Below are 20286 nucleotides of genomic sequence, written 5' to 3' on the forward strand. Positions count from 1 at the left end.
TTCTTCAATAAGCCACGTTTGCCGTTCAGCTAGGTGTGGAATGTTAAAGCCATAAACCAACTTGAAATTAAAAACCTCCAATAGAAGATTCAGGCAAGCTCTGTCCTCCGTCGATAATAATCGTTTGTCCCGTGATGAAGCCAGCCTCCTTGGAAGCAAGAAATGCAGCTGCATATCCCATTTCTTCAACAGTTCCAAACCGTTTCAATGGGATTGCTGGAAGCATGGTTTCAATGTACTCTGGGGTTGTTTGAATCAGTTCAGTCATTGTATTACCGGGCATGATTGCATTGATTGTAATACCAAATGGAGCTAACTCAAGCGCTGCACTGCGAATAAAACCGAGTTGGGCAGCCTTACTAGCACCGTAATGCGACCATCCTACAAATCCTGTCACCGGCCCCGTAATCGAAGATGTTAGCACCACCCTCCCATATTCAGCATCTTTTAAGAATGGCAGACAAGCCTGTATAGAGAATAATGCTCCACGCACATTAGTATTCATCATACTATCCCAATCTTCAGCAGTCATTTCTTCAATTGTAGTCATAGGGCCAATACCTGCATTAGCACATAACACATCAATGCCGCCAAAGGCCTTCGATACTGAATGAGCCATCATTTCCATAGAGGATCGATCCGTGACGTCACCTCTAAAGCCTTGTGCGTATCCGCCGGATACTCTGATTTCGGCAGCGCATATCTTGGCCTCATCTAGATTACGAGAAATAATGGCTACTTTAGCCCCCTTTTTGGCAAAGACTTTGGCGATCCCTTTACCGATTCCCTTACTGGAACCAGTTACAATAACCGACTTGTTTTCAAATGAATTTTCCATTAACTCTTTTCCTCCTTTAATTAATTCGGCTCATTTTACTGTAGCTAATTGCGCTAAATTGATAAAAAAAATTTATCTTATAATAATATTGATGGATTGCATTACTAGATCGATCTTTTCCTCATTATATTACCAATTCCAATTATTTATTAAAGCACTTACGTAGGTAGCATGTAGTGCTTTAAAAAGAGCCTTAACTCAATCTAAGCACTAAGAAAATACTTTATTTTTTCTCGACAAATTCATCCTCTTATTGTTAAGCCAATTCTCAGGTTCAATTAATTCATATGGATTTAAGGATTCTACCTGTATAAAAGCCTCTGATAACTCAGGAAAAGCTTTCTGAACGGAGAGACAGGGGAAAGAAGGTTGGATAAGTGGGAGATTTTTAATTGTGGAGAAAATAGAAAGATTCTGAGCGTGCTCATCTGATGCGCTATTTTTATGGCTTTTCGCCTTATATTGAGTAAAAAGAAAGGGGGAAGCAAGTGGACAAGTCGGAGATTTATAAATTTAGCGCTGCCTTTGGTGGAAGCGCGATAACGTATCTTTTTGGAGGATGGTCATTTGCTCTGGCTGCACTTCTTACATTTACAATAATTGATTATGTGACAGGGCTCTTTGCGGCAGCAGCAGAAGGTAAAAGGGGGACTGGCCTCGGTTTAAAAAGCAAGACTGGCCTGCTTGGTATTTCCCGCAAGGTTTTTATTTTTGCGATGGTAGCCGTTGGTCATATTGTGGACGGTATTTTGGGAGATAGCCATTTGTTTCGAGACACGGTGGCCTATTTCTACCTTGCTAACGAGTTACTGTCCATTTTGGAGAATGGTGGTAGGCTGGGCGTACCCATCCCATCAGCGCTCCGGCAGGCTATAGAGGTTCTAAAAAGTAAAAGCGGGGAAAAGGAAGGGGACGGAGAAAATGCAGGCAAGAAAGAAAAGTAACGCACAGGGCATTGACGTAAGTAGGTATCAAGGGAAAATTGATTGGAAGGCGGTCAAGGCGGACGGTATTTCATTTGCCTTCATCAAAGCAAGTCAGGGGCAACGTTATGTTGATCCAACATTTATTTCTAATGCAAAAGGGGCCAGAGCAGCCGGGGTACTGTTAGGGGCTTACCATTTTGTAGACGCAACCAGCGTTGAGGCAGCCAAAGCGGAAGCAAGGCATTTCGCCGAGGTGTTGAATCAGGTTGGCGGCGCAAAAACGCTGGACCTTACGCCAGTGATGGATTATGAAAATAATCCGGGGAACCTGTCCAAAAAGCTTATCAGTGCGGTGGCGTTAGCCTTTCTGCTTGAGTTGGAACGCCTTATGGGACGCAAGCCTATCATTTATACGGGTAATGCCTTCGCAGCCAATTTTAACGCTTCATTGGGCGGTTACCCGCTATGGATAGCCCGGTACAGTGAAACACGCGTGCCGACTGATACAGCGGCGTGGAAACAATGGGATATTTGGCAATACAGCGACAGCGGCAAGGTGGCCGGGATAAAAGGTAACGTGGATCTGAACGAATTTGACGGAACGGTGGACGAACTGCGTACGCGATTCAGTGTTGCTGCGCCTGCACAGGACACAGAATCTGTTACATCCGGCATATTCCGCGTCAATGGCAAGGAAGCAGGCAAGTCGCTGCTATACGGCTCCAGAACCTATGTCCCACTGCGGTCTTTGGCAAACGCCTTAGGCCTGTCTTATCACTGGGACAACATCCGCAAGGAAGCCTATCTGAACGGAGCAAAACTGCAATCTGTCCAACTGGTCGAAGGTGAGGTATATGTACAACTCAAACCAATTGCAGAGGCTTACGGGGCTGTAGTGTCTTGGGATTCTAAAAATAAAAATGCTGGTCTGAGAACGAAAGGGGACAAATAATCATGCAAACATTAATCGAAGGTGTACAGCCATATGTGACCACTATTGTTACAGGCGTTGTAGGTGTACTCACGACATTCGTTTTGGCTGGATTGAGCACAGTTAAGGTAAAAGTAAATTCATGGTTGGAGGCCCGTACAACGGCTACACAGAGGGAAGTAATCCATAAGATAGCAGGGGAGGGCTTTGCTTTTGCTCAAACGGCGTTCAAACAAGCTGGAGGTGAGCGAAAGCTTCAGGAGGCTTTGCAGTACGCTACACTACGGCTTGCCGAACAAGGTATTACGGTATCAGCGGTTGAGCTTCAGGCCGCAATTGAGAAGGCATATCTGGAGTATAAAGCCAAGACAAAGACAGTGTTGACTACCGAAGCACAGCCGAGTGAAGAGGCAACACAGGCGGCAGCTAAGGAGACCGTATCTGGCTTGGCTGCAAAGCTTAATGATTTCTTGGCCCAAGCAACAGCGGATGTGGCGCCCGTCGTTCAAGGGCAGGTGCAATCTGAACCTGAGTCGATTTCAGCATCGGCAGAAGCTGTTCAAGCACCTGTATCTACTGAATAGAGGAATTGCACTTATAACAACACATACGGAAGCACCGTTGTGCAATCCGAAAGCATCGGTTACACCCTTCTGGCTCAAGCCGGTGGGGTGTTTTTTTTGTTTTCCTGGAAGTCCATTCCCTAAGCAATGCCTCGCATAGCCTGTGGAGTAAACAAAGGAGGCGTTACGTGTGAGGGAAATAGAAAGTGGTTGCGGAGAAACTGCCGGAAAAGTTTGGACATCGATAGCTGCTGTCTTGGCATTGTTTATTTTATTGGTAATCACCTTGAGATTAATTCTATTATAAAGATTTTTAGGCCCCACGGGTTTATCCGGTGTGAGCTTTTGTTTTGTTTGCCTGCTTGCCCTGTCACAGAATGTATTTATTCATATATTAAGGTATCAACGAATAAAGGAGGTTAAAGCATGGGTGCATATGAAGGTGCAGGTGGCGGCGGTGTATGGACTTCTACAGCGGCAATTTTGGTGCTCTTTATCCTGTTGGTTATAATCACTAAAGCATTTTGGGTTTAATTTCGTTGGGTGCTATACCCTATCTTTTGGTTCAAAGACGGCTCTACTGGCGTAATGCTGGCAGAGCCTTTTTTTGTTGGAGGGATTTCCGCGTTATCCACCGAATAGCTGTTTGGGGTAATCAGCTTGAGCCATACATATAAAGTGTTAGAGTCGGATATCGAATTGTTTGCAGCAGCATTAAGCCAGGTAAGAGTATATGTAGTAAATCCGTTGAGTGATGATATGGTGGAAGTTGTAGATTATGGTGAAGCGGTAGAGAAGATAACGCCAGATTCCATTAAGATTAACGGATGCTATTTTATGAGAGAGCAGTTTAAATTTAGAGTAGATGTAAAAAAGGACTCCACTGGAAAACATGAACTGTGTGGAGTTCTTTTTTTTGGCGATAGATGTAACAAAAAAAGCGGGAAGGGAATCCTCCCCGCTGAAAACATTATTAATGTTTTTTCTTTTTGACATTTACGTTGAACAGATTGGCAGCCAGCGCATTGCCTTGTGCACGCGCAAACGCTTTTTGTTTTGACCAGATAGATAAGCTTTTTCTTTTCACATGGTGTTTGGAATGTCTTCTACTCATGGATGTCACCTCCCTTCACAGAAAATGGAGGTACAGATGGGATGGTCTTAGTGGTGCTTTTTGCGTTTGGAAATTTTGATGTTCAGTGCATTGGTTGCCAGCGCATTACCACTTCTTGTTCTGGCATCTGCGGATTGAAAAATTTTCACGACCAGGAATTTGTTTTTACCGACACGGTGTTTGAACGTTTTTACTCTTGTTCTGATCATCTGCATGTCCCCTTTCCTTAGGTCTGCTTTATTTATATGTAAGTGGCGATAGCGAAGTATCAGCATGAATCTATTAATAGCAAAAAGAAACTATTACCTAATAGATAGATTTCCTCGGTCAAAATGCAGTCGTCAATGCGTGTTGCTGTTCCTAAAAGGAATTTTATTCAGCTATGAAGGAACTGGAGATAAAGACAGGGAGACGTGTAGAGGACATACGGGCCGGGCTGCTTGAACTGGAGAGGGACAACTATATTGTATGGGAAGATAAATTAGACACAAGTCATATCGTCATCTTAGAGGGATGGGATCGTGATCAAAAGATCATCATGCCTACCGGGAACCGAGAAAGGTACTTCACGCAATATTAAAACCCCAGATTGCTCCAGGGTTTCTGGTTACCTAGGGAATTGTCTGGCTTGCCTTACTGCTCTAATAAGTTCCTCATTTCGCGTATCAGCTTTATAGTTATTCACTACCACTACCGCATGAATTACTGCTGGAACCCAACCAATACAGCACAAAATGACATTTAAAAATGCCTGCCAAGGCTTTCCACATAGAATGATAGCTAATGGGGGAAGAAAAATAGAAAAGAAGTACTTCATAATAACACTCCTAATTTTTTATTTAAGATAACAATTAATAATTTATAAAAGTAGTATATATTACCTGGCAATATTTTTCTATTAATATTTACAAAATAGTCCAATCGGATTATATTTTTAATCCAACGCATTCGGAAGCACTGTTGTGTAATTTCAAAGCATCGGTGACACCCTACTGGCTACGCTGGTAGGGTGTTTTGGTATTCACTTTCATTGAATATCAAAATAAACAGTTAAAAAGCCGATATCATAGTTACTAACAAATGAATAATTAGGAGGATTATTGATGAATTGGGGTTTTTGGATTCCTTTACTTTTAATCGTGGGACTTATTCTTTCAGCGATTATAAGCGCTGATCGTACAGCCCGAAAAAATCGTAAACAACCTAAAATAGAACGAATAGGTGAGGTGGTTGATAAAAGGATAGACTGGACTGAAGGATCATCTTCTAAAACATTCTATATAACATGCGAGTTCGAAAACAAAGAGCGCCAAGAAATTTCAGTTAGTGACGATAAATACGGCCTTTTTGTCGTTGGGGATAGGATCAAAGTAACAAGCCAAGGTACTTGGAACTGGACAGAACGCATCATTACGTGAGGCGATTAGTATGAATCATTCCTATAAGTAACTTAAACGAACATCGAGTTTTATGCAGCTGCGTTAAGGCGCTAAGCCAGGTAAGGGTATATATGGTCCGGCCGTTGAGTGAGGATATGATGGAGATTGTAAACTATGGTGGAGTAGTAGAAAAGTTTTCTTCTGAGTCGAACTAGAAAAGGCTTGGGTGCGAGGTGTAGAACAGGTAAAAGATTCGACAGACACTGTAATACATTATCCTGATCGTAAAGCATTTACATTAGTAGCTGTTCCTATAGCTCGAAAGAAGTACGGGGACATCACAGCCAACTTACTTCAACATTCACTCAAGTGATGGGTCTATTGCAATTGAAACTGATAGAGATTTATATAATGCTTTTCACAAAATGAAGTACATAATAGAAGGAACATATGTAAACGGGAAATGGAAAATTACTACAATATATGATGATATATATAATTTCGAGTATAATTTTAAACAAATGTTTACTGGAGACAACAAACTCGGTTGGGCTGCGGCCAATCTAACAAATCAACACCACTAGATGCGAAGTAAAGCTGTCACGTGGGGAAGAGTATTTTAGTTGGATTAAGCTGGAGGATATTATATCTGCATCTATAGAAAATATTTACCTTACATATATCATAAATATTTCCAATTGTACGGTTAATTGCATTGCCACACACCGAAAATTAAATATACAATAGTAGAAGCTTAATTCAAGGACGGTGTTTCATTTGTTATCTGCTTTATTGTATATCCTACTCGGTGTGTTTGATGCCATAGCATCTGTTACTTTGGTTCTGAAGCTTTATATGCTACCTCTGTGGGAATATCGGAAAAGAATACTTATTTATGCAATAGTTATAGCTTTATTCTCCTATTTGATGCGGGTAGTTGTTGGGATGCCAAAGTTAGATTTGCCACTACAATATATTTTTATGATTATATTCTTTAGGTTTGGGTTGGGAATAAAAACACATTTGGCAGCCTTCTCAGCTGGAGCTGGGTTGACGGCATATATAAACTTGCAACTCATAGTATTTTTATTTGCAAATTTCTTTGGAATAGCCCAGCCTGAGGTAATACATGATACTGATGGACTCTCCATTTACTTTATACAATTGATTTCCATCGTTGTTGTTTTTCTAATTTCATTTCTAATGAGCAAATATAATTTTGGATTTTCGTTTATCGTACAACCTCCGCATGATTTTCTGAGAGGAAAAAATTACTCTTCCTCCTTAAATAAAATGTTGATTTTTGGTGCGATAATATCTGCTATAACTATATCTTTAACTTTATACATGCTCTACAATTCTATTGCAATAGGTCTTCTTTCCATTTCTTTATTAACATTTGGTATATCTTATTTCTTTTCAGAGAAAGGGGATTATGAGGATGCTAGAAGCGCTATCCAGGTGCATCGCGGCAGAAATAAAGAGAGCTGATCCTGATGGGCCAACTAGTTTAGAGGTGATGGAATATGCGCTTGCAATAAAACTTACTGAAATCTCAACGATACTTTTTGTTTCTATTACAGGATGGTTTACAGGACACTTTTTCGGAGCATTATTGGCTCTTGGAAGCCTGATGCTAATTAGAAGATTCTCGGGAGGAATTCATTTTTCCAACCTTAATTTCTGTGTTTTTTTTACAACGTTAGTATGTACCATCATTCCTTTTATTCCCCTGAGTTTGTCGGTAATTTTAATTACTAATGTTTGCTCATTGCTGATATTTATTGCTTATGCACCGAATCATTTTATTTATATTAATAAGACTGAAAATCACAAATATTATAAACTAATATGTATTTTTATTTGCATGTTGAATTTTTTCGTACAATCACCCATAATATCCCTATCTTGTGTTGTACAATCTTTCAGCATTCTGCCTTTATGGAGAGGAGGTGAACGTAAATGGATATGAAATTGGCAAGATTATTGAATGTAAAATTGGGTAAATACGCTGATGAATCAACCAAAAAAGAAAAAACAATTTTCGGAGCTAAGCCAGTACCAGCAGTGTTGAAGAAAAAAGAAAAGAACTAATTATTTGGATTGTCTTGATCTCCTTTTTAGAAGGAAGTGAAAAGGGTACTCGATCAATATGATACCATACTAAAATGTGAAATCTCTTAGCGCTCTGAGCGTTGAGGGATTTTTTTAGAGGAGGGACGATGCATTTGAACAGTAGTATGAGGAGCCTCTGGCAAGGAGGACGGTGTGACACAAAAAAAGCAGGAAGAATCCTTCCCGCTTTTTGTTGACAACGGCTATTAGCGTCTGCGTTGTTTATCATTTACGCTAAACAGATTAACAGCCAATGCATTACCTCTTGCACGTGCAGTGGCACTTTGGTTGGAACGGATGTTTAATCTTTTTCTTCTCAAGTCGCGTTTAGAATCTTTTCTGCTCATCATAACACCTCCCTTCAATTACAATGAAGGTACGGTTGAATCTTAGCCATCTTAATGCTTACGCTTGCGCTTGGAAATTTTGATATTCAGTGCATTGGTTGCCAAGGCGTTCCCGCTTCCTGTTTTAGCGGCTGCGGCCTGAAAGACTTTAACGATCAGATATCTGTTTTTTCCGATGCGCTGCTTATATGTTTTGACTTTACTTCTGATCATCTGGCATATCTCCTTTGCTTAGGTCTGCTTTATACATATGTCAATAGTGCTAGTAATGTATAAGCATAAATCTATTAAAAGCAAAAAGAAGCGAATACCTATGATTCTAAGATTTTATGAAAAAACGTATAGGTATAAAATGAGTGAAGAATCCTTTGAAAGTGGGAGGATTTTTATAGCTGATAAAATAGTTTAAGCCATAGCTTGCTGAAAAGGAAAGAATAGTTATTAGTTACATAGATGAACATAAAATCAATACAAAACCGGCTTGCCCTAGGCAGCCGGTTTTTGAGGTAGTGGATAAAATAACGGGGAAAAATGATAAATCAGTGGAAGTCCCGGAAGAGTCCTACAACCTTGCCCAAAATGCTGACGTGCTTCAGGCGAAGCGGTTCAAAGGCTGGGTTCTCCGGTTGAAGCCGGATATGATCTTTTTCTTTGTAGAAGGTTTTAACCGTTGCTTCATCTTCATCTGTCATGGCTACAACAATGTCACCGTTATCGGCAGTCTGTTGCTGACGTACAATTACATAGTCACCGTTAGCAATACCAGCTTCAATCATGCTTTCGCCTACAACAGACAACATGAATATTTTATCCTCACCAACGAAATGTTGGGGAAGAGGAAAGTAATCTTCGATATTTTCTGTCGCCGTAATAGGAAGACCGGCAGTTACTTTACCGACAACGGGAACACGACTGATGGAGTAATTAATCAAGTTGCTATTATCCGCCTCGTCTTGGCCAAGTAACTCAATGGCCCGTGGTTTCGTTGGATCGCGACGGATGAGTCCTTTTTTCTCTAAACGATCCAAATGACCGTGGACCGTAGAGCTGGAGGCTAATCCGACAGCCTCGCCTATTTCGCGTACAGAAGGGGGATAGCCCTTTAGACGCACTTCATTGCGGATAAATTCAAGAATGGCCTGCTGGCGGCTCGAAATCTTAGACATACCGTATCAACCCCATTTAGTAACGTTTGGGAAAATTATAGCATAGAACCTCCGTTCGCACAAACATAAGTTCTAAATAATCCCTAAAAATATTTACGAACTTTTGTTCTGTTGTCTATTGAACAAAACAAACGTTCGTGTTATATTGTGAAAAACATAAGAACAAACGTTTGGAGGACTCAGCCAATGATGAGATATAGCACATATCAGAGTATTTTTCCGATGAATTTAGAAAAGATGGAGGAGAATCAAAAGAAAGGGAGCAAAGGATTTTCACAATTGGTTGCACAGATGATTACCAATACTCTTTTACTTAAGCTTCTCATTCTAGTGATTGTTGTCTGGATTGCAGGTGCAGGCGTTTTGACAATTTTCGCAGCACCTTCAGTTCCGAAGGTAGAGGTAACCAAGCTGACGGTACAGCCTGGGGACACATTGTGGCAGATTGCAATCAAACATAAACCGGAACGAATGGATACACGGGTATATATAGAAGGAATTGTACGGATTAACGGACTGGAAGATCGGGGAGTGCAGGCAGGTCAGGTGCTCAAGCTTCCGTACTTCTGATCTATACACCATTAGAGCTTGTCAGGGGCGTGATGTGGGAACCTTGACAAGCTCTTTTCTACATGTCAAAGTGTATTATATCTTTGCTTTTATGGAGGGGACACAATTTGGATATAGACAGCTTGGTACAGCGCATCAATGAATTAGCGCGCAAAGCAAAATCCGAGGGTTTGACGGAAGAAGAAACTACAGAGCGCGCCAATCTTCGGGAAATTTATTTAGGTAACATTCGCCGTAATTTTCGGCAACAGCTTGAGACGATTGAATTTGTGGACGATGATACGCCAAAGGGTAATGGCGGGCTTAAGCATTAATATCGCTAAAGTGGCTTGACCTGCATAATTTGACTTTTGTTTTTAGGTATCTTTCGCGGTATCTATATAGATTAGCTTTCAGGCAAACGTTTTGATGCAATATATATGGGAAGGGAATTGACAGATGGCCCGATCATTTGAAAGAAAAGTACGCAAAAACACAGCGCATTTAAACAAAACGCGCAAAAAACAAGGCATGCAAACCATTAGCGGTACGGGTTCTGCAATGGATATTTTCCGTGGCCGTAATATTACTGTGCCTATCATGCTGGCTGGCCTTGCCGTATTATACATGCTCATGAGTTACTTTTTGACCAAGACCGGTATGAGAGGAATGGATTGGCTTGTATTCGGCTTGTACTTGATGCTGGCTGTTATCTTTTTCATCCGTCGTCCTTATTTGAAGGTCGGGAAGAATACGCTGTATATGCTTAAAGGCGGCAGAGAACGTCCGATGACGGCAGAGGATATGAAAACCATTAAGATTGAAAAGGGTTACGTAACGATTGAAAGAAAAGGTAAGGGCGGCAACTTTATTTTAACAAAAACATTGGGCCGCTATGACACGGATGCCATTGCAGAGCGACTTGAGAAGTTTGCGCTATCCAATCAGGTGCAGGTTGAGAAGAAATAACAGATATCACCTGTAGCTCTGTATGCAAGGCCGCATGATGTTATTTCATATAACACGTTGCGGCCACTTGCTTAATGTGGGCATACCATATCGGAATGCTTGTGAGACGCAACTATGCACAACAGGTGTACATATAACGTGGAAAGAGAGTGGATAATTCAGATGGCGATTCAGGCGGTAATGTTTGATCTTGATGATACGCTTTTGTGGGATGAACGTAGTGTGGAAGAGGCGTTTGACGCAGCATGCCAAACAGGCTCCCGGGAAGCAGGCGTTGATCCGAAGGCTCTGGAGGAAGCAGTTCGCAAGGAAGCACGCGCTTTGTACGAGTCTTATGAGACCTTTAGTTTTACTCAGATGATCGGCATTAATCCGTTTGAAGGGTTATGGGCGAATTTTACGGCAGGTGAGCAGCCTGAGTTCCGTCAGTTGGAACAACTGGCTCCTGTTTATCGCAAGGAGTCATGGCGAAGAGGTCTTCAGCAGCTAGGGATAGATAATGAGGAGCTGGCACAAAAGCTGGCCACCCAATTTGCTGCCGAAAGACGCGCACGTCCCCATGTATATGAAGAAACATTTGAAATTCTGGAGCAATTGAAAGGACATTACAAGCTGTTATTGTTGACAAACGGCTCCCCTGACCTGCAACAGGAAAAACTGGATGGGGTACCTCAATTAGCTCCTTTTTTTGATCATGTTGTCATTTCAGGTTCGTTTGGTAAAGGAAAGCCTGATCCGTCGATATTCCAGCATGCTTTAGGGCTTCTTGGTATCAAGCCTGAACATGCTTTAATGGTAGGGGATAAGCTGACAACTGATATTCAAGGGGCTTTGGCAGCGGGTGTGCACTCCGTATGGTTGAACCGAAACGCCAAAACCAATACGACAGAGATCAAGCCAAAGTTCGAAATCAAGCATTTGTCTGAATTGGATGGAATTATTCAATCGTTGAAGTAATAAATGAAGAGCTTTTTCCATAGAAACGATATTAAAAAAACTCCCTCCGCTCAGTGTGCTCTGAGTAGAGGGAGTTGCTTTATCTATAATTAGGATATGCTCGCATTAAGCTTTAATAAATGACGGATCTTCAAAAGGTTCGGCAATCCAGCCATTCTCTTCAATGAACAAGCGGACTGCGACGATCTTCTGATTTTCCATTAAGGTGAAGAAATGAGGGGTATTTTCAGGCACAGAAATAACGTCACCTGGTGAAAGCTCTACATTGAAATAGCCAATCTCTTCAGGACCTTTAATGATAAAAATGCCTTTGCCGGCAACAATGGCACGGATTTCATCCTCGGTATGGGTGTGGATTTGCTCAAATTTGGCCAGCAGCTCGTCCAGATTCGGTGTTGTTTCGGATAAAGTGATAACATCCCATATTTTATATCCGCGACGTGCGGCCAAATCCTTGATTTCAGGTGCAAAGGTTTGGAGAACAGCGGCTTTTTGTTCATCTGTCAGTATAAAATTTTCTTGTAGTTCCCTGGATAATTTGGAAACGTCCCAATGTTCATATAAGACTTCGTGACTTTCCAAAAATTCACGGACTTGTTCCTCACCGCTAATTCGTTCATTGGTAGTGCGAATTAAAATTTCAGCCATGGGTTTATCCCTCTTTTCCACTTGGTTTAATGTTGTATACAGGATATCATGTCTTGAATCGTTGCACAATATAGGATTACAACATTTTATGCTGGACATGACTCTAGCTAAAAAATACGGATTGAAGCCTGTCTTTCTAACACAGCAAATTATAAAATGGATTACAAGAATGGTTATTACGAAAGAGTAAGCTGTATAAAACGTATGTTTTTACTTCAATCTATCTAAATGATACGGTTTCTGCTAAACTAGGATTTAACGTTTTGCGGGGGTGAAGAGATTTTGGACAAAATTAGCTTGCAGGAAGCGTTACAACGAAGAATACTACTTCTTGACGGAGCCATGGGGACCATGATTCAGCAGGAGGACCTTTCCCCCGACGATTTTGGTGGGGAAGAGCTGGAGGGCTGCAATGAGATGCTGGTCTTAACGAGACCGGACGTCATTCAAGGCATCCATGAAGCATATTTGGAGGCTGGGGCAGACCTGATTGAAACGAACACATTTGGAGCTACATCTGTCGTTTTGGCGGATTATGATATACCAGAACGTGCACGTGAGATTAATTTGGCTGCGGCCAAGCTGGCGCGTAACGCGGTGGATAAATTCAACACTGCGGACAAGCCCCGTTTTGTTGTAGGAGCGATGGGACCGACGACGAAAACCTTGTCTGTAACAGGCGGAGTTACGTTTGCGGAACTGATTGAGAGCTATCAGGAGCAGGCCTTGGCGCTGATTGAAGGCGGCGTGGATGCACTGCTGCTGGAGACGTCACAGGATACACTTAACGTCAAAGCGGGAAGCATCGGAATTCGCCAGGCTTTTGAGCAGACGGGGATTGAACTTCCGCTGATGATTTCGGGTACCATTGAACCTATGGGTACGACGTTGGCCGGACAAAATATCGAATCCTTTTGCATTTCACTGGAACACTTGCATCCGGTATCGATTGGTCTGAATTGTGCAACAGGTCCAGAGTTTATGCGGGATCATATTCGCTCTCTTTCCGAAATGTCCTCTGCAGCGATTAGCTGTTATCCAAATGCGGGCTTGCCTGATGAAAATGGTCAATACCATGAATCACCTGAATCATTGGCTCGTAAAATGGCCGCATTCGCTGAAAAAGGTTGGCTCAACATTGCAGGGGGGTGCTGTGGTACCACGCCTGAACATATTCGGGTTATGAGTGAACAAATGGCACAATTTGAGCCGCGTCCGCTGGCAGGTCATCATCCTCCTGCAGTATCCGGCATTGAGCCTGTATATATTGAACAGGACAATCGTCCATATATGGTTGGGGAGCGAACGAATGTTCTGGGCTCCCGCAAATTCAAGCGTTTGATCGTGGAAGGCAAATATGAAGAGGCATCTGAAATTGCCCGTGCCCAAGTAAAGAGCGGGGCGCATGTCATTGATATTTGTGTACAGGACCCGGATCGCGATGAAATGACGGACATGGAAGCTTTTTTAAAGCTGGTTGTGAACAAGGTAAAAGTGCCGCTGGTGATTGACACCACGGATATCAAAGTCATAGATAAAGCGCTGCAATATTCGCAAGGCAAGGCGATTATTAACTCCATTAATTTGGAGGATGGTGAAGAGAAATTTGAGAAAATGGCTCCGCTTATTCATAAGTACGGCGCGGCTGTTGTAGTCGGCACGATTGATGAACGCGGTCAGGCTATTTCGCGTGAGGACAAGCTGGAGGTAGCCAAGCGTTCTTATGATCTGCTGGTGAACCGTTACGGTCTGGCAGCGGAGGATCTCATTTTTGATACGCTCGTATTTCCAGTAGGTACAGGTGATGAGCAATACATTGGTTCAGCGAAGGAGACGATTGAGGGCATTCGCATCATTAAAGAAGCGCTTCCCGGGGTTCATACCATCCTGGGCATCAGTAACGTATCCTTCGGTTTGCCGGAAGCGGGCCGTGAAGTGCTCAATTCTGTCTATTTGTATGAATGCACCAAGGCAGGTCTGGACTATGCGATTGTAAACACGGAAAAGCTTGAACGTTATGCATCGATTCCTGAGCATGAGCGGAAGCTTGCCGAAGACCTGATTTATAAAACGAATGACGATACTTTATCTGCTTTTGTGGCAGCTTTCCGTAACAAGAAAGTAGAGAAAAAAGAAAAGGTATCCAATCTTTCGCTCGAAGAACGCTTGGCTTCTTATGTCGTGGAGGGAAGCAAGGAGGGACTGATTCCCGATCTGGAGCAGGCACTCGCCAAATATTCCTCGCTGGAGATTATTAACGGCCCGCTCATGAAAGGGATGGAAGAGGTAGGGCGCCTGTTCAACAACAACGAGTTAATCGTCGCGGAGGTGCTGCAAAGCGCTGAAGTAATGAAGGCGTCGGTTGCCTATTTGGAACCGTTCATGGAGAAAAATGAATCCTCGGTAAAAGGTAAGATTTTGTTGGCTACGGTTAAAGGTGATGTGCATGACATTGGTAAAAATTTGGTGGAGATTATTCTATCCAACAATGGTTACCAAATCGTCAATCTGGGTATAAAAGTACCACCAGAACGCATTATTGAAGCTTACCGTGAAGAAAAGGCCGATTTGATTGGCTTATCCGGCTTGCTTGTTAAATCGGCTCAACAAATGGTACTAACCGCCCAGGATTTGAAAAATGCGAATATTGATATTCCGATCATGGTTGGCGGAGCTGCTTTAACACGCAAGTTTACTAAAAACCGTATCCGTCCTGAGTATGATGGTCTGGTAGCTTATGCAAAGGATGCTATGGATGGTTTGGACATTGCCAATAAGCTGATGAACCCTGAGTCCCGCAAAAAAATGGCGGAGGATATGGAGGCTGAACGAGAGGCAGAAGCGGCAGCAGTCGTGGAAACCAAGCAGCTTCCTAAGCTTACTCGGGCTGTGCGTTCTAACATTGCTCAGGATTTGCCGGTCTATATTCCACCGGATACGGATCGCCATGTACTGCGCAACTATCCGTTAAACTATATTTTGCCTTATGTAAATATGCAGATGCTGATGGGGCATCATCTTGGCTTGAGAGGAAACGTTGAGAAGCTGCTGGCGGAGGGTGATCCCAAAGCGACTCAGCTCAAGGATACGGTGGACAGCATCATGTTTGAAGCTGTTACAGACGGGATTATTCAGGCGCATGCCGTGTATCGCTTCTTCCCGGCGCAATCGCAAGGAGATCAAATCCTGATCTACGATCCGTCGGATATGAGTAAGGTATTGCACACATTTACGTTTCCACGTCAGCAGGTGGAGCCATACCTGTGCTTGGCTGACTTCCTAAAATCTGTAGAGTCTGGGGTCATGGATTATGTAGGTTTTATGGTTGTAACTGCCGGTCATGGAATACAGCAGCTCTCTACCCAGTGGAAGGAACAAGGGGATTACTTGCGCTCTCATGCGCTTCAAGCGGTAGCGCTCGAAGTGGCAGAAGGTTTGGCGGAGCGGCTTCATCATATTATCAGAGACAGCTGGGGCTTCCCGGATTCTGCCGATATGACGATGAAGCAGCGGCATGGGGCCAGATATCAGGGCATACGAGTATCCTTTGGTTATCCGGCATGTCCGGATCTGGAGGATCAGGGACCGTTGTTCCAGCTGCTAAAACCTGAGGACATTGGCGTTGAACTGACGGAAGGGTTTATGATGGAACCGGAGGCTTCTGTATCAGCCATGGTGTTCAGCCACCCTCAGGCGCAGTATTTTAACGTCGAAAAGGTCTAACACCTCTATCAGATAGGATAGCAAAGACCCTCCGAGCTTCGGAGGTTTTTTGCTGGTCAGTAGGAAGAAGGTTAACTTATGGAATTTTATTTTCTCGGTACAAATGCTGGGGTGCCGACGATTCAGCGGAATGTAACGTCCATCGCTCTTCGTTTGCTGGAAGAACGAAGAAGCATGTGGTTATTCGATTGTGGTGAAGGCACTCAGCAGGAGGTGCTGCGTTCGCCGCTCAAATTAAGCAGGCTTGAAAAGATATTTATCACTCATTTGCATGGAGACCATCTTTTTGGTCTACCGGGCCTGCTGTCGAGCAGGGCGTACCAGGGAGGTACGGCTCCACTGACAGTATACGGGCCACCAGGGCTTAAGCAGTACATTGAACTATCTTTGGGGATCAGCCAATCCCGGATCAATTACCAGCTGCATATTGTGGAGCATACGGGCGGGGTGTTGTTTGAGGATGGGCAGTTCAGGGTGGAATCAGCTCTGCTGGATCATCGGATCGATAGCTTTGGCTACCGAGTTGTAGAGATGGATAAGCCCGGCAAGCTCAACCAGGAGCTGCTGGAGCGGTACGGAATCAAGCCCGGTCCGATTTACGGTAAATTAAAGCGTGGAGAAAGCGTGGAGGTGGAGGGTGGAGTCATTCTTCATCCTCAGGATGTTTTGGGCTCACCGAAAAAAGGGCGCATCATCACCATTCTTGGTGATACACGACCTTGTCCCAATACAGTAGAACTGGCTCAAGATGCAACAGTTGTCGTCCATGAAGCGACTTTTCTGCATGAGCTGGCGGATACAGCGTACGAATATCATCACAGTACAGCGCTTCAGGCAGCGGAAGCTGCAAAAGCCGCAAATGCGGGGCAGTTAATACTGACGCATTTTAGTTCCCGATATAAAGATCAGGAACAGCTTGAGCCGTTGCTGGAAGAAGCAAAAAGCATATTTCCCAATTCATTGCTTGCAGAGCAGCATGTGCTGTTACCAGTACCCGATATCGGCTAATTAACGCTTGGAGTGTAGATATGCATGTGGGGGTGCCGGAGCTTGCTCCGGTGCTTTTGTTTTTCACCCGTAATTATTTTCCGGGAAAGCGCAGGATGCGACAAGAGACGAGAGCAGCCACTTGTTGGGGTGGAGTGATTTTGTGCTACCACATATGGGGACGTGTTATATTTGATTTTCTATATATCGAATTTGAAGGACTTTATTTCTTTGAGCGAGTGAGGAAATACAGGGAAATTCCTTTGAAGACATGGTCTCTTCGATGGATTTCGACGCTGATGTAAGCTTATTTCATGTGAAAGCGACGGCTTTTAGCGAGGAATAGTACTATTTTGGACGGTTTACCGGCAATTCATAGACTTCATTAGCATGTTTGACTTAAGATAGATAAGATGAAATAGAGATCCCAACTTATTTTATGACCTAAATGATTAAGGTGGTTAAATAAGTGGTGGGAACATCCTTCATAGGATGAATTATCATTTTGCGATGTTATGACGTTATAATGAATTGATTTGAAGTGGGGGAGGGGATTACGATAAAATCGTTACTGATTGATCTGGATGGTACCCTTTATCATGGAAACCGGATGATCAAGGGTGCGGACCTGTTCATATCCCAATTACGTACAGATCAGATACCTTATGCGTATGTCACAAACAATGCTTCACGCACACCCGAATTGGTGGCAGAGCATTTGGTTGGTATGGGAATTGAAGCAGTCAGCCATGAAGTATATACTTCGGCGTTGGCAGCTGCACAATATGTTGCACAGCAGAGTCCAGGAGCACGTGTATATTGTATTGGCGAAACCGGATTACGCCAGGCGCTCACAGAGGCCGGGCTGCAGCTTGTTCAGGAGCAGCCCGATTATGTGGTGCAGGGGATAGATCGTCAATTTACATATGAAACACTGGCCGCTGCCATGCGCTGGATTCGGGAGGGAGCCACGTTTATTTTGACAAACCCGGATCTGCAATTACCCTCTCATGACGGGCTAACGCCAGGAGCAGGAACGATTGGCGCTGCGATTGAAGCGGCTTCACAGGTAAAGCCAGTGGTTATCGGCAAGCCTTCGAGCGTGTTGATGAACTATGCGCTGGATCGCTTGAATATTAGAGCGGATGAAGCTCTGGTTGTGGGCGATAATATGCTTACTGATATTGCAGCAGGCGCAGCGGCAGGTTGTAAAACAGCTCTGATTCTGTCGGGTGTGACGACACACGCGAATATGGAAGAACATATGCGCGCCGTTGGCGTAAAGCCTGACCTGATATTTGAAAATCTGGATGAACTGCAGTACTGGATCAAGGAAGAGTTGAAATGATAACCAACATATATTTAATAAATGGTGAGAATTAAAAGCTATGTAGCTACGAAAGGAAAGATGTTGATATGCCGGAACTTCCTGAAATGGAAAATTACAGAACGCTATTATCAAAACAAATTTTGGACATTCCGATTACTGGAGTGACGGTTAACCGTGAAAAATCCATTAACACTGACGTGAACACGTTTGAAAAGCATTTGCTGGGAGCGACCGTTGTATATTTAGAGCGTCGAGGCAAGCATTTGATCTTTCATTTAAACACGGGCGGGCGGCTTGTGCTGCACTTGATGCTGGGAGGACTGCTCTATCTGGGAACAGAGGAGCAGCGCCCGAACCGTACGGTTCAGATCGAATTGGATTTTAGCGGTGTGAAGCTTTATTTTATTGGGCTGCGCTTAGGCTACCTGCACTTGCTGACAGCTAAAGAAACAGAGGAGGCATTGTCAGACCTCGGACCCGATCCGTTGGACCATCGCATGACGTTGGAAAAGTTCACAGCGCGTCTCAAGGGACGGCGGGGGATTTTGAAAACAACGCTGGTGAATCAGCAGATTTTTTCGGGTATTGGCAACTGTTATTCGGATGAAATTGCTTATATCGCCGGGTTTACACCGGGTTCCAAAGTACAAAACATCGTACAGTCACCGGAAAAAGTGGAAAAGCTGTATCATGCTACTCAATCCGTGCTGCGAGAAGCTACTGTGGAAGGCGGTTATATGGAAATGCCGCTGATGGAGGGAGATACGTTAACGGGTGGCTTCGATCATCAGTGCCGAGTATATGACCGTGAAGGTGAGGAATCCCCAAGTGGCGGGAAAATTGTAAGGGTTGAGCTGGCGGGGAAAAAAGCATTTTATTGCCCGGTACAGCAGCATGATGCCTAAATTGCTCATCGGAGCCCACGTGAGTACGCGTGGTGGCTTTTCCAAAGCCGCTATGCGTACACAAGAGCAGGGGGGACGTTCTTTTCAATATTTCCCGAAGAATCCTCGTAGTCTTAGATTGAAGGAATGGAGTACTACGGATGCTGCTGCTTGTAAAGCTTATTGTTCAAAGCATCAGCTTCAATCCATTGCGCATTCGCCGTATCCTGTGAATCCGGCTCTTGGGCGCGAGCGCGGTCAGGAGCTGTATGAGCTGACGGTTGTCTCTTTGCGGAACGATCTGGATATTGCAGAAGCTTGCGGCTCGAAAGGGATTGTCGTCCACTTCGGGCATATGCATTCGGCTGATCCACTGAAAGGCTACCGAAATATCATTGGCTGTCTGGACGATGTGCTGGAAGGCTGGCAGGGAAATGCCAAAATACTGATTGAAAATCAGGCAGGGGATCATGGACCGATGGGAACCACGCTGGAGGAAATGGTGCAAATCCGCCAGTTGTGCCAAAATTCCAACAGTATTGGCTTTTGCCTGGACACCTGTCATGCCTATGCAGCAGGTTTGTGGAATGGTGAAAAGGACGAGGCTTTGATTGAAAAAGGGGAGCGTCTCGGTTATTGGTCAGCCCTGTGCGGAGTTCATTTGAACGATTCCAAATATCCGTATGGATCTAAAAAAGACAGACATGCGCGTGTCGGGCAAGGCTATATCGGTTTGGAGGGCATACGGTGGATGACAGAACAGGAGCTTGTAAGAGGTATTCCTGTCGTCCTGGAAAGTGAAACGGGAGCTGATGGGACACATCGGGAAGATATTCAATTGATTCAAAGTTGGCAGTAAA

At 43.8% G+C, this 20286-nt stretch carries 27 protein-coding genes and 1 pseudogene; 20 read left to right on the forward strand and 8 right to left on the reverse strand.

The window, feature by feature from the left end:
• Positions 1-67: 67 nt before the first annotated feature.
• A complete protein-coding gene (fabG, locus tag BAZ21_RS10675) occupies positions 68-838 on the reverse strand; it encodes a 3-oxoacyl-ACP reductase FabG (RefSeq protein WP_068499783.1) in 771 nt (256 codons plus the stop codon).
• Positions 839-1326: 488 nt separating this feature from the next.
• Between fabG and BAZ21_RS10680 the strand changes: the two genes are divergently transcribed.
• From BAZ21_RS10680 to BAZ21_RS10695, 5 genes are all read left to right on the forward strand, one after another.
• Positions 1327-1782: a phage holin family protein gene (locus BAZ21_RS10680; RefSeq protein ID WP_068499786.1), complete on the forward strand. Its 456-nt coding sequence runs from the start codon at positions 1327-1329 to the stop codon at positions 1780-1782.
• A complete protein-coding gene (locus BAZ21_RS10685) occupies positions 1760-2716 on the forward strand; it encodes a GH25 family lysozyme (protein WP_068499790.1) in 957 nt (318 codons plus the stop codon). Before BAZ21_RS10680 ends, BAZ21_RS10685 begins: the two co-directional genes overlap by 23 nt.
• 2 nt (positions 2717-2718) lie before the next feature.
• The gene (locus BAZ21_RS10690) at positions 2719-3279 is read left to right on the forward strand and encodes a phage holin, LLH family (protein WP_068499793.1); all 561 of its coding nucleotides are present in this window, start codon (positions 2719-2721) and stop codon (positions 3277-3279) included.
• A 405-nt stretch (positions 3280-3684) separates the two neighbouring features.
• Entirely contained in the window at positions 3685-3792 is a 108-nt protein-coding gene (locus BAZ21_RS27825) for a sporulation protein YjcZ (RefSeq protein WP_084011570.1), read from the forward strand.
• A gap of 126 nt (positions 3793-3918) precedes the next feature.
• Positions 3919-4251 carry a hypothetical protein gene (locus BAZ21_RS10695; RefSeq protein ID WP_305953035.1) on the forward strand — a complete coding sequence of 111 codons (333 nt, stop codon included), beginning with the start codon at positions 3919-3921 and terminating at the stop codon, positions 4249-4251.
• Here the strand turns inward: BAZ21_RS10695 and BAZ21_RS28940 are convergent.
• Together BAZ21_RS28940 and BAZ21_RS28945 are read right to left on the reverse strand one after the other, a co-directional pair.
• Positions 4232-4372, reverse strand: a complete 141-nt coding sequence (locus tag BAZ21_RS28940; RefSeq protein WP_167383755.1) for a hypothetical protein — start codon at positions 4370-4372, stop codon at positions 4232-4234. The genes BAZ21_RS10695 and BAZ21_RS28940 overlap by 20 nt on opposite strands.
• A gap of 47 nt (positions 4373-4419) precedes the next feature.
• A complete protein-coding gene (locus tag BAZ21_RS28945; RefSeq protein ID WP_162833907.1) occupies positions 4420-4581 on the reverse strand; it encodes a hypothetical protein in 162 nt (53 codons plus the stop codon).
• 173 nt (positions 4582-4754) lie between these two features.
• Between BAZ21_RS28945 and BAZ21_RS10700 the strand changes: the two genes are divergently transcribed.
• Positions 4755-4952 (forward strand): hypothetical protein, encoded by a 198-nt coding sequence (locus BAZ21_RS10700; RefSeq protein WP_068499795.1) that lies wholly within the window; start codon positions 4755-4757, stop codon positions 4950-4952.
• Positions 4953-4979: 27 nt separating this feature from the next.
• On the opposite strand, the gene BAZ21_RS10705 is transcribed toward BAZ21_RS10700, so the two are convergent.
• Entirely contained in the window at positions 4980-5189 is a 210-nt protein-coding gene (locus BAZ21_RS10705) for a YqaE/Pmp3 family membrane protein (protein WP_068499799.1), read from the reverse strand.
• A 286-nt stretch (positions 5190-5475) separates the two neighbouring features.
• On the opposite strand from BAZ21_RS10705, the gene BAZ21_RS10710 reads away from it, so the two are divergent.
• The 5 genes and pseudogenes from BAZ21_RS10710 to BAZ21_RS29575 all read left to right on the forward strand — a co-directional run bounded on the left by BAZ21_RS10710 (position 5476) and on the right by BAZ21_RS29575 (position 7845).
• Complete coding sequence (locus BAZ21_RS10710; RefSeq protein ID WP_068499802.1) at positions 5476-5790, forward strand: DUF2500 domain-containing protein; 315 nt, start codon at positions 5476-5478, stop codon at positions 5788-5790.
• 531 nt (positions 5791-6321) lie between these two features.
• Positions 6322-6411, forward strand: a pseudogene (locus BAZ21_RS30095) (YolD-like family protein); the annotation flags it as partial.
• 108 nt (positions 6412-6519) lie between these two features.
• The gene (locus BAZ21_RS10715) at positions 6520-7242 is read left to right on the forward strand and encodes a hypothetical protein (protein WP_256020494.1); all 723 of its coding nucleotides are present in this window, start codon (positions 6520-6522) and stop codon (positions 7240-7242) included.
• Positions 7193-7723, forward strand: a complete 531-nt coding sequence (locus BAZ21_RS30205; RefSeq protein ID WP_176718135.1) for an accessory gene regulator ArgB-like protein — start codon at positions 7193-7195, stop codon at positions 7721-7723. The genes BAZ21_RS10715 and BAZ21_RS30205 overlap by 50 nt, the downstream gene beginning before the upstream one ends.
• Positions 7714-7845: a hypothetical protein gene (locus BAZ21_RS29575; RefSeq protein ID WP_256020496.1), complete on the forward strand. Its 132-nt coding sequence runs from the start codon at positions 7714-7716 to the stop codon at positions 7843-7845. The genes BAZ21_RS30205 and BAZ21_RS29575 overlap by 10 nt, the downstream gene beginning before the upstream one ends.
• A 227-nt stretch (positions 7846-8072) precedes the next feature.
• Here BAZ21_RS29575 and BAZ21_RS28950 read toward each other — a convergent pair whose 3' ends face one another.
• The 3 genes from BAZ21_RS28950 to lexA all read right to left on the reverse strand — a co-directional run bounded on the left by BAZ21_RS28950 (position 8073) and on the right by lexA (position 9379).
• A complete protein-coding gene (locus tag BAZ21_RS28950; protein ID WP_176718136.1) occupies positions 8073-8213 on the reverse strand; it encodes a hypothetical protein in 141 nt (46 codons plus the stop codon).
• A gap of 51 nt (positions 8214-8264) precedes the next feature.
• On the reverse strand, positions 8265-8426 hold the full coding sequence (locus BAZ21_RS28955; RefSeq protein WP_176718137.1) for a hypothetical protein: 162 nt from the start codon (positions 8424-8426) through the stop codon (positions 8265-8267).
• A 326-nt stretch (positions 8427-8752) separates the two neighbouring features.
• Positions 8753-9379 (reverse strand): transcriptional repressor LexA, encoded by a 627-nt coding sequence (gene lexA / locus BAZ21_RS10720; protein ID WP_007430665.1) that lies wholly within the window; start codon positions 9377-9379, stop codon positions 8753-8755.
• Positions 9380-9568: 189 nt separating this feature from the next.
• Between lexA and BAZ21_RS10725 the strand changes: the two genes are divergently transcribed.
• From BAZ21_RS10725 to BAZ21_RS10740, 4 genes are all read left to right on the forward strand, one after another.
• A complete protein-coding gene (locus tag BAZ21_RS10725) occupies positions 9569-9949 on the forward strand; it encodes a LysM peptidoglycan-binding domain-containing protein (RefSeq protein WP_068499968.1) in 381 nt (126 codons plus the stop codon).
• A 107-nt stretch (positions 9950-10056) separates the two neighbouring features.
• Complete coding sequence (locus BAZ21_RS10730) at positions 10057-10263, forward strand: DUF896 domain-containing protein (RefSeq protein ID WP_007430663.1); 207 nt, start codon at positions 10057-10059, stop codon at positions 10261-10263.
• 124 nt (positions 10264-10387) lie between these two features.
• Positions 10388-10897, forward strand: a complete 510-nt coding sequence (locus tag BAZ21_RS10735) for a hypothetical protein (RefSeq protein ID WP_068499807.1) — start codon at positions 10388-10390, stop codon at positions 10895-10897.
• A 162-nt stretch (positions 10898-11059) separates the two neighbouring features.
• Complete coding sequence (locus tag BAZ21_RS10740; protein WP_218061421.1) at positions 11060-11854, forward strand: HAD family hydrolase; 795 nt, start codon at positions 11060-11062, stop codon at positions 11852-11854.
• Positions 11855-11959: 105 nt separating this feature from the next.
• Here the strand turns inward: BAZ21_RS10740 and BAZ21_RS10745 are convergent, their stop codons facing one another.
• On the reverse strand, positions 11960-12502 hold the full coding sequence (locus tag BAZ21_RS10745) for a 1,2-dihydroxy-3-keto-5-methylthiopentene dioxygenase (RefSeq protein ID WP_068499813.1): 543 nt from the start codon (positions 12500-12502) through the stop codon (positions 11960-11962).
• A gap of 282 nt (positions 12503-12784) precedes the next feature.
• Between BAZ21_RS10745 and metH the strand changes: the two genes are divergently transcribed.
• From metH to BAZ21_RS10775, 5 genes are all read left to right on the forward strand, one after another.
• Complete coding sequence (metH, locus tag BAZ21_RS10750; RefSeq protein WP_068499815.1) at positions 12785-16225, forward strand: methionine synthase; 3441 nt, start codon at positions 12785-12787, stop codon at positions 16223-16225.
• Positions 16226-16303: 78 nt separating this feature from the next.
• Positions 16304-17233 (forward strand): ribonuclease Z, encoded by a 930-nt coding sequence (gene rnz / locus BAZ21_RS10755; RefSeq protein ID WP_068499818.1) that lies wholly within the window; start codon positions 16304-16306, stop codon positions 17231-17233.
• Between the two features lie 520 nt (positions 17234-17753).
• Complete coding sequence (locus BAZ21_RS10765) at positions 17754-18560, forward strand: TIGR01457 family HAD-type hydrolase (protein ID WP_084011576.1); 807 nt, start codon at positions 17754-17756, stop codon at positions 18558-18560.
• Between the two features lie 68 nt (positions 18561-18628).
• Positions 18629-19447 carry an Fpg/Nei family DNA glycosylase gene (locus BAZ21_RS10770; RefSeq protein WP_068499822.1) on the forward strand — a complete coding sequence of 273 codons (819 nt, stop codon included), beginning with the start codon at positions 18629-18631 and terminating at the stop codon, positions 19445-19447.
• The gene (locus BAZ21_RS10775; RefSeq protein WP_176718141.1) at positions 19437-20285 is read left to right on the forward strand and encodes a deoxyribonuclease IV; all 849 of its coding nucleotides are present in this window, start codon (positions 19437-19439) and stop codon (positions 20283-20285) included. Before BAZ21_RS10770 ends, BAZ21_RS10775 begins: the two co-directional genes overlap by 11 nt.
• Position 20286: the final 1 nt, after the last annotated feature.

Origin of the sequence: Paenibacillus kribbensis, assembly GCF_001705305.1 — a bacterium.
Lineage (GTDB): Bacteria > Bacillota > Bacilli > Paenibacillales > Paenibacillaceae > Paenibacillus > Paenibacillus kribbensis_B.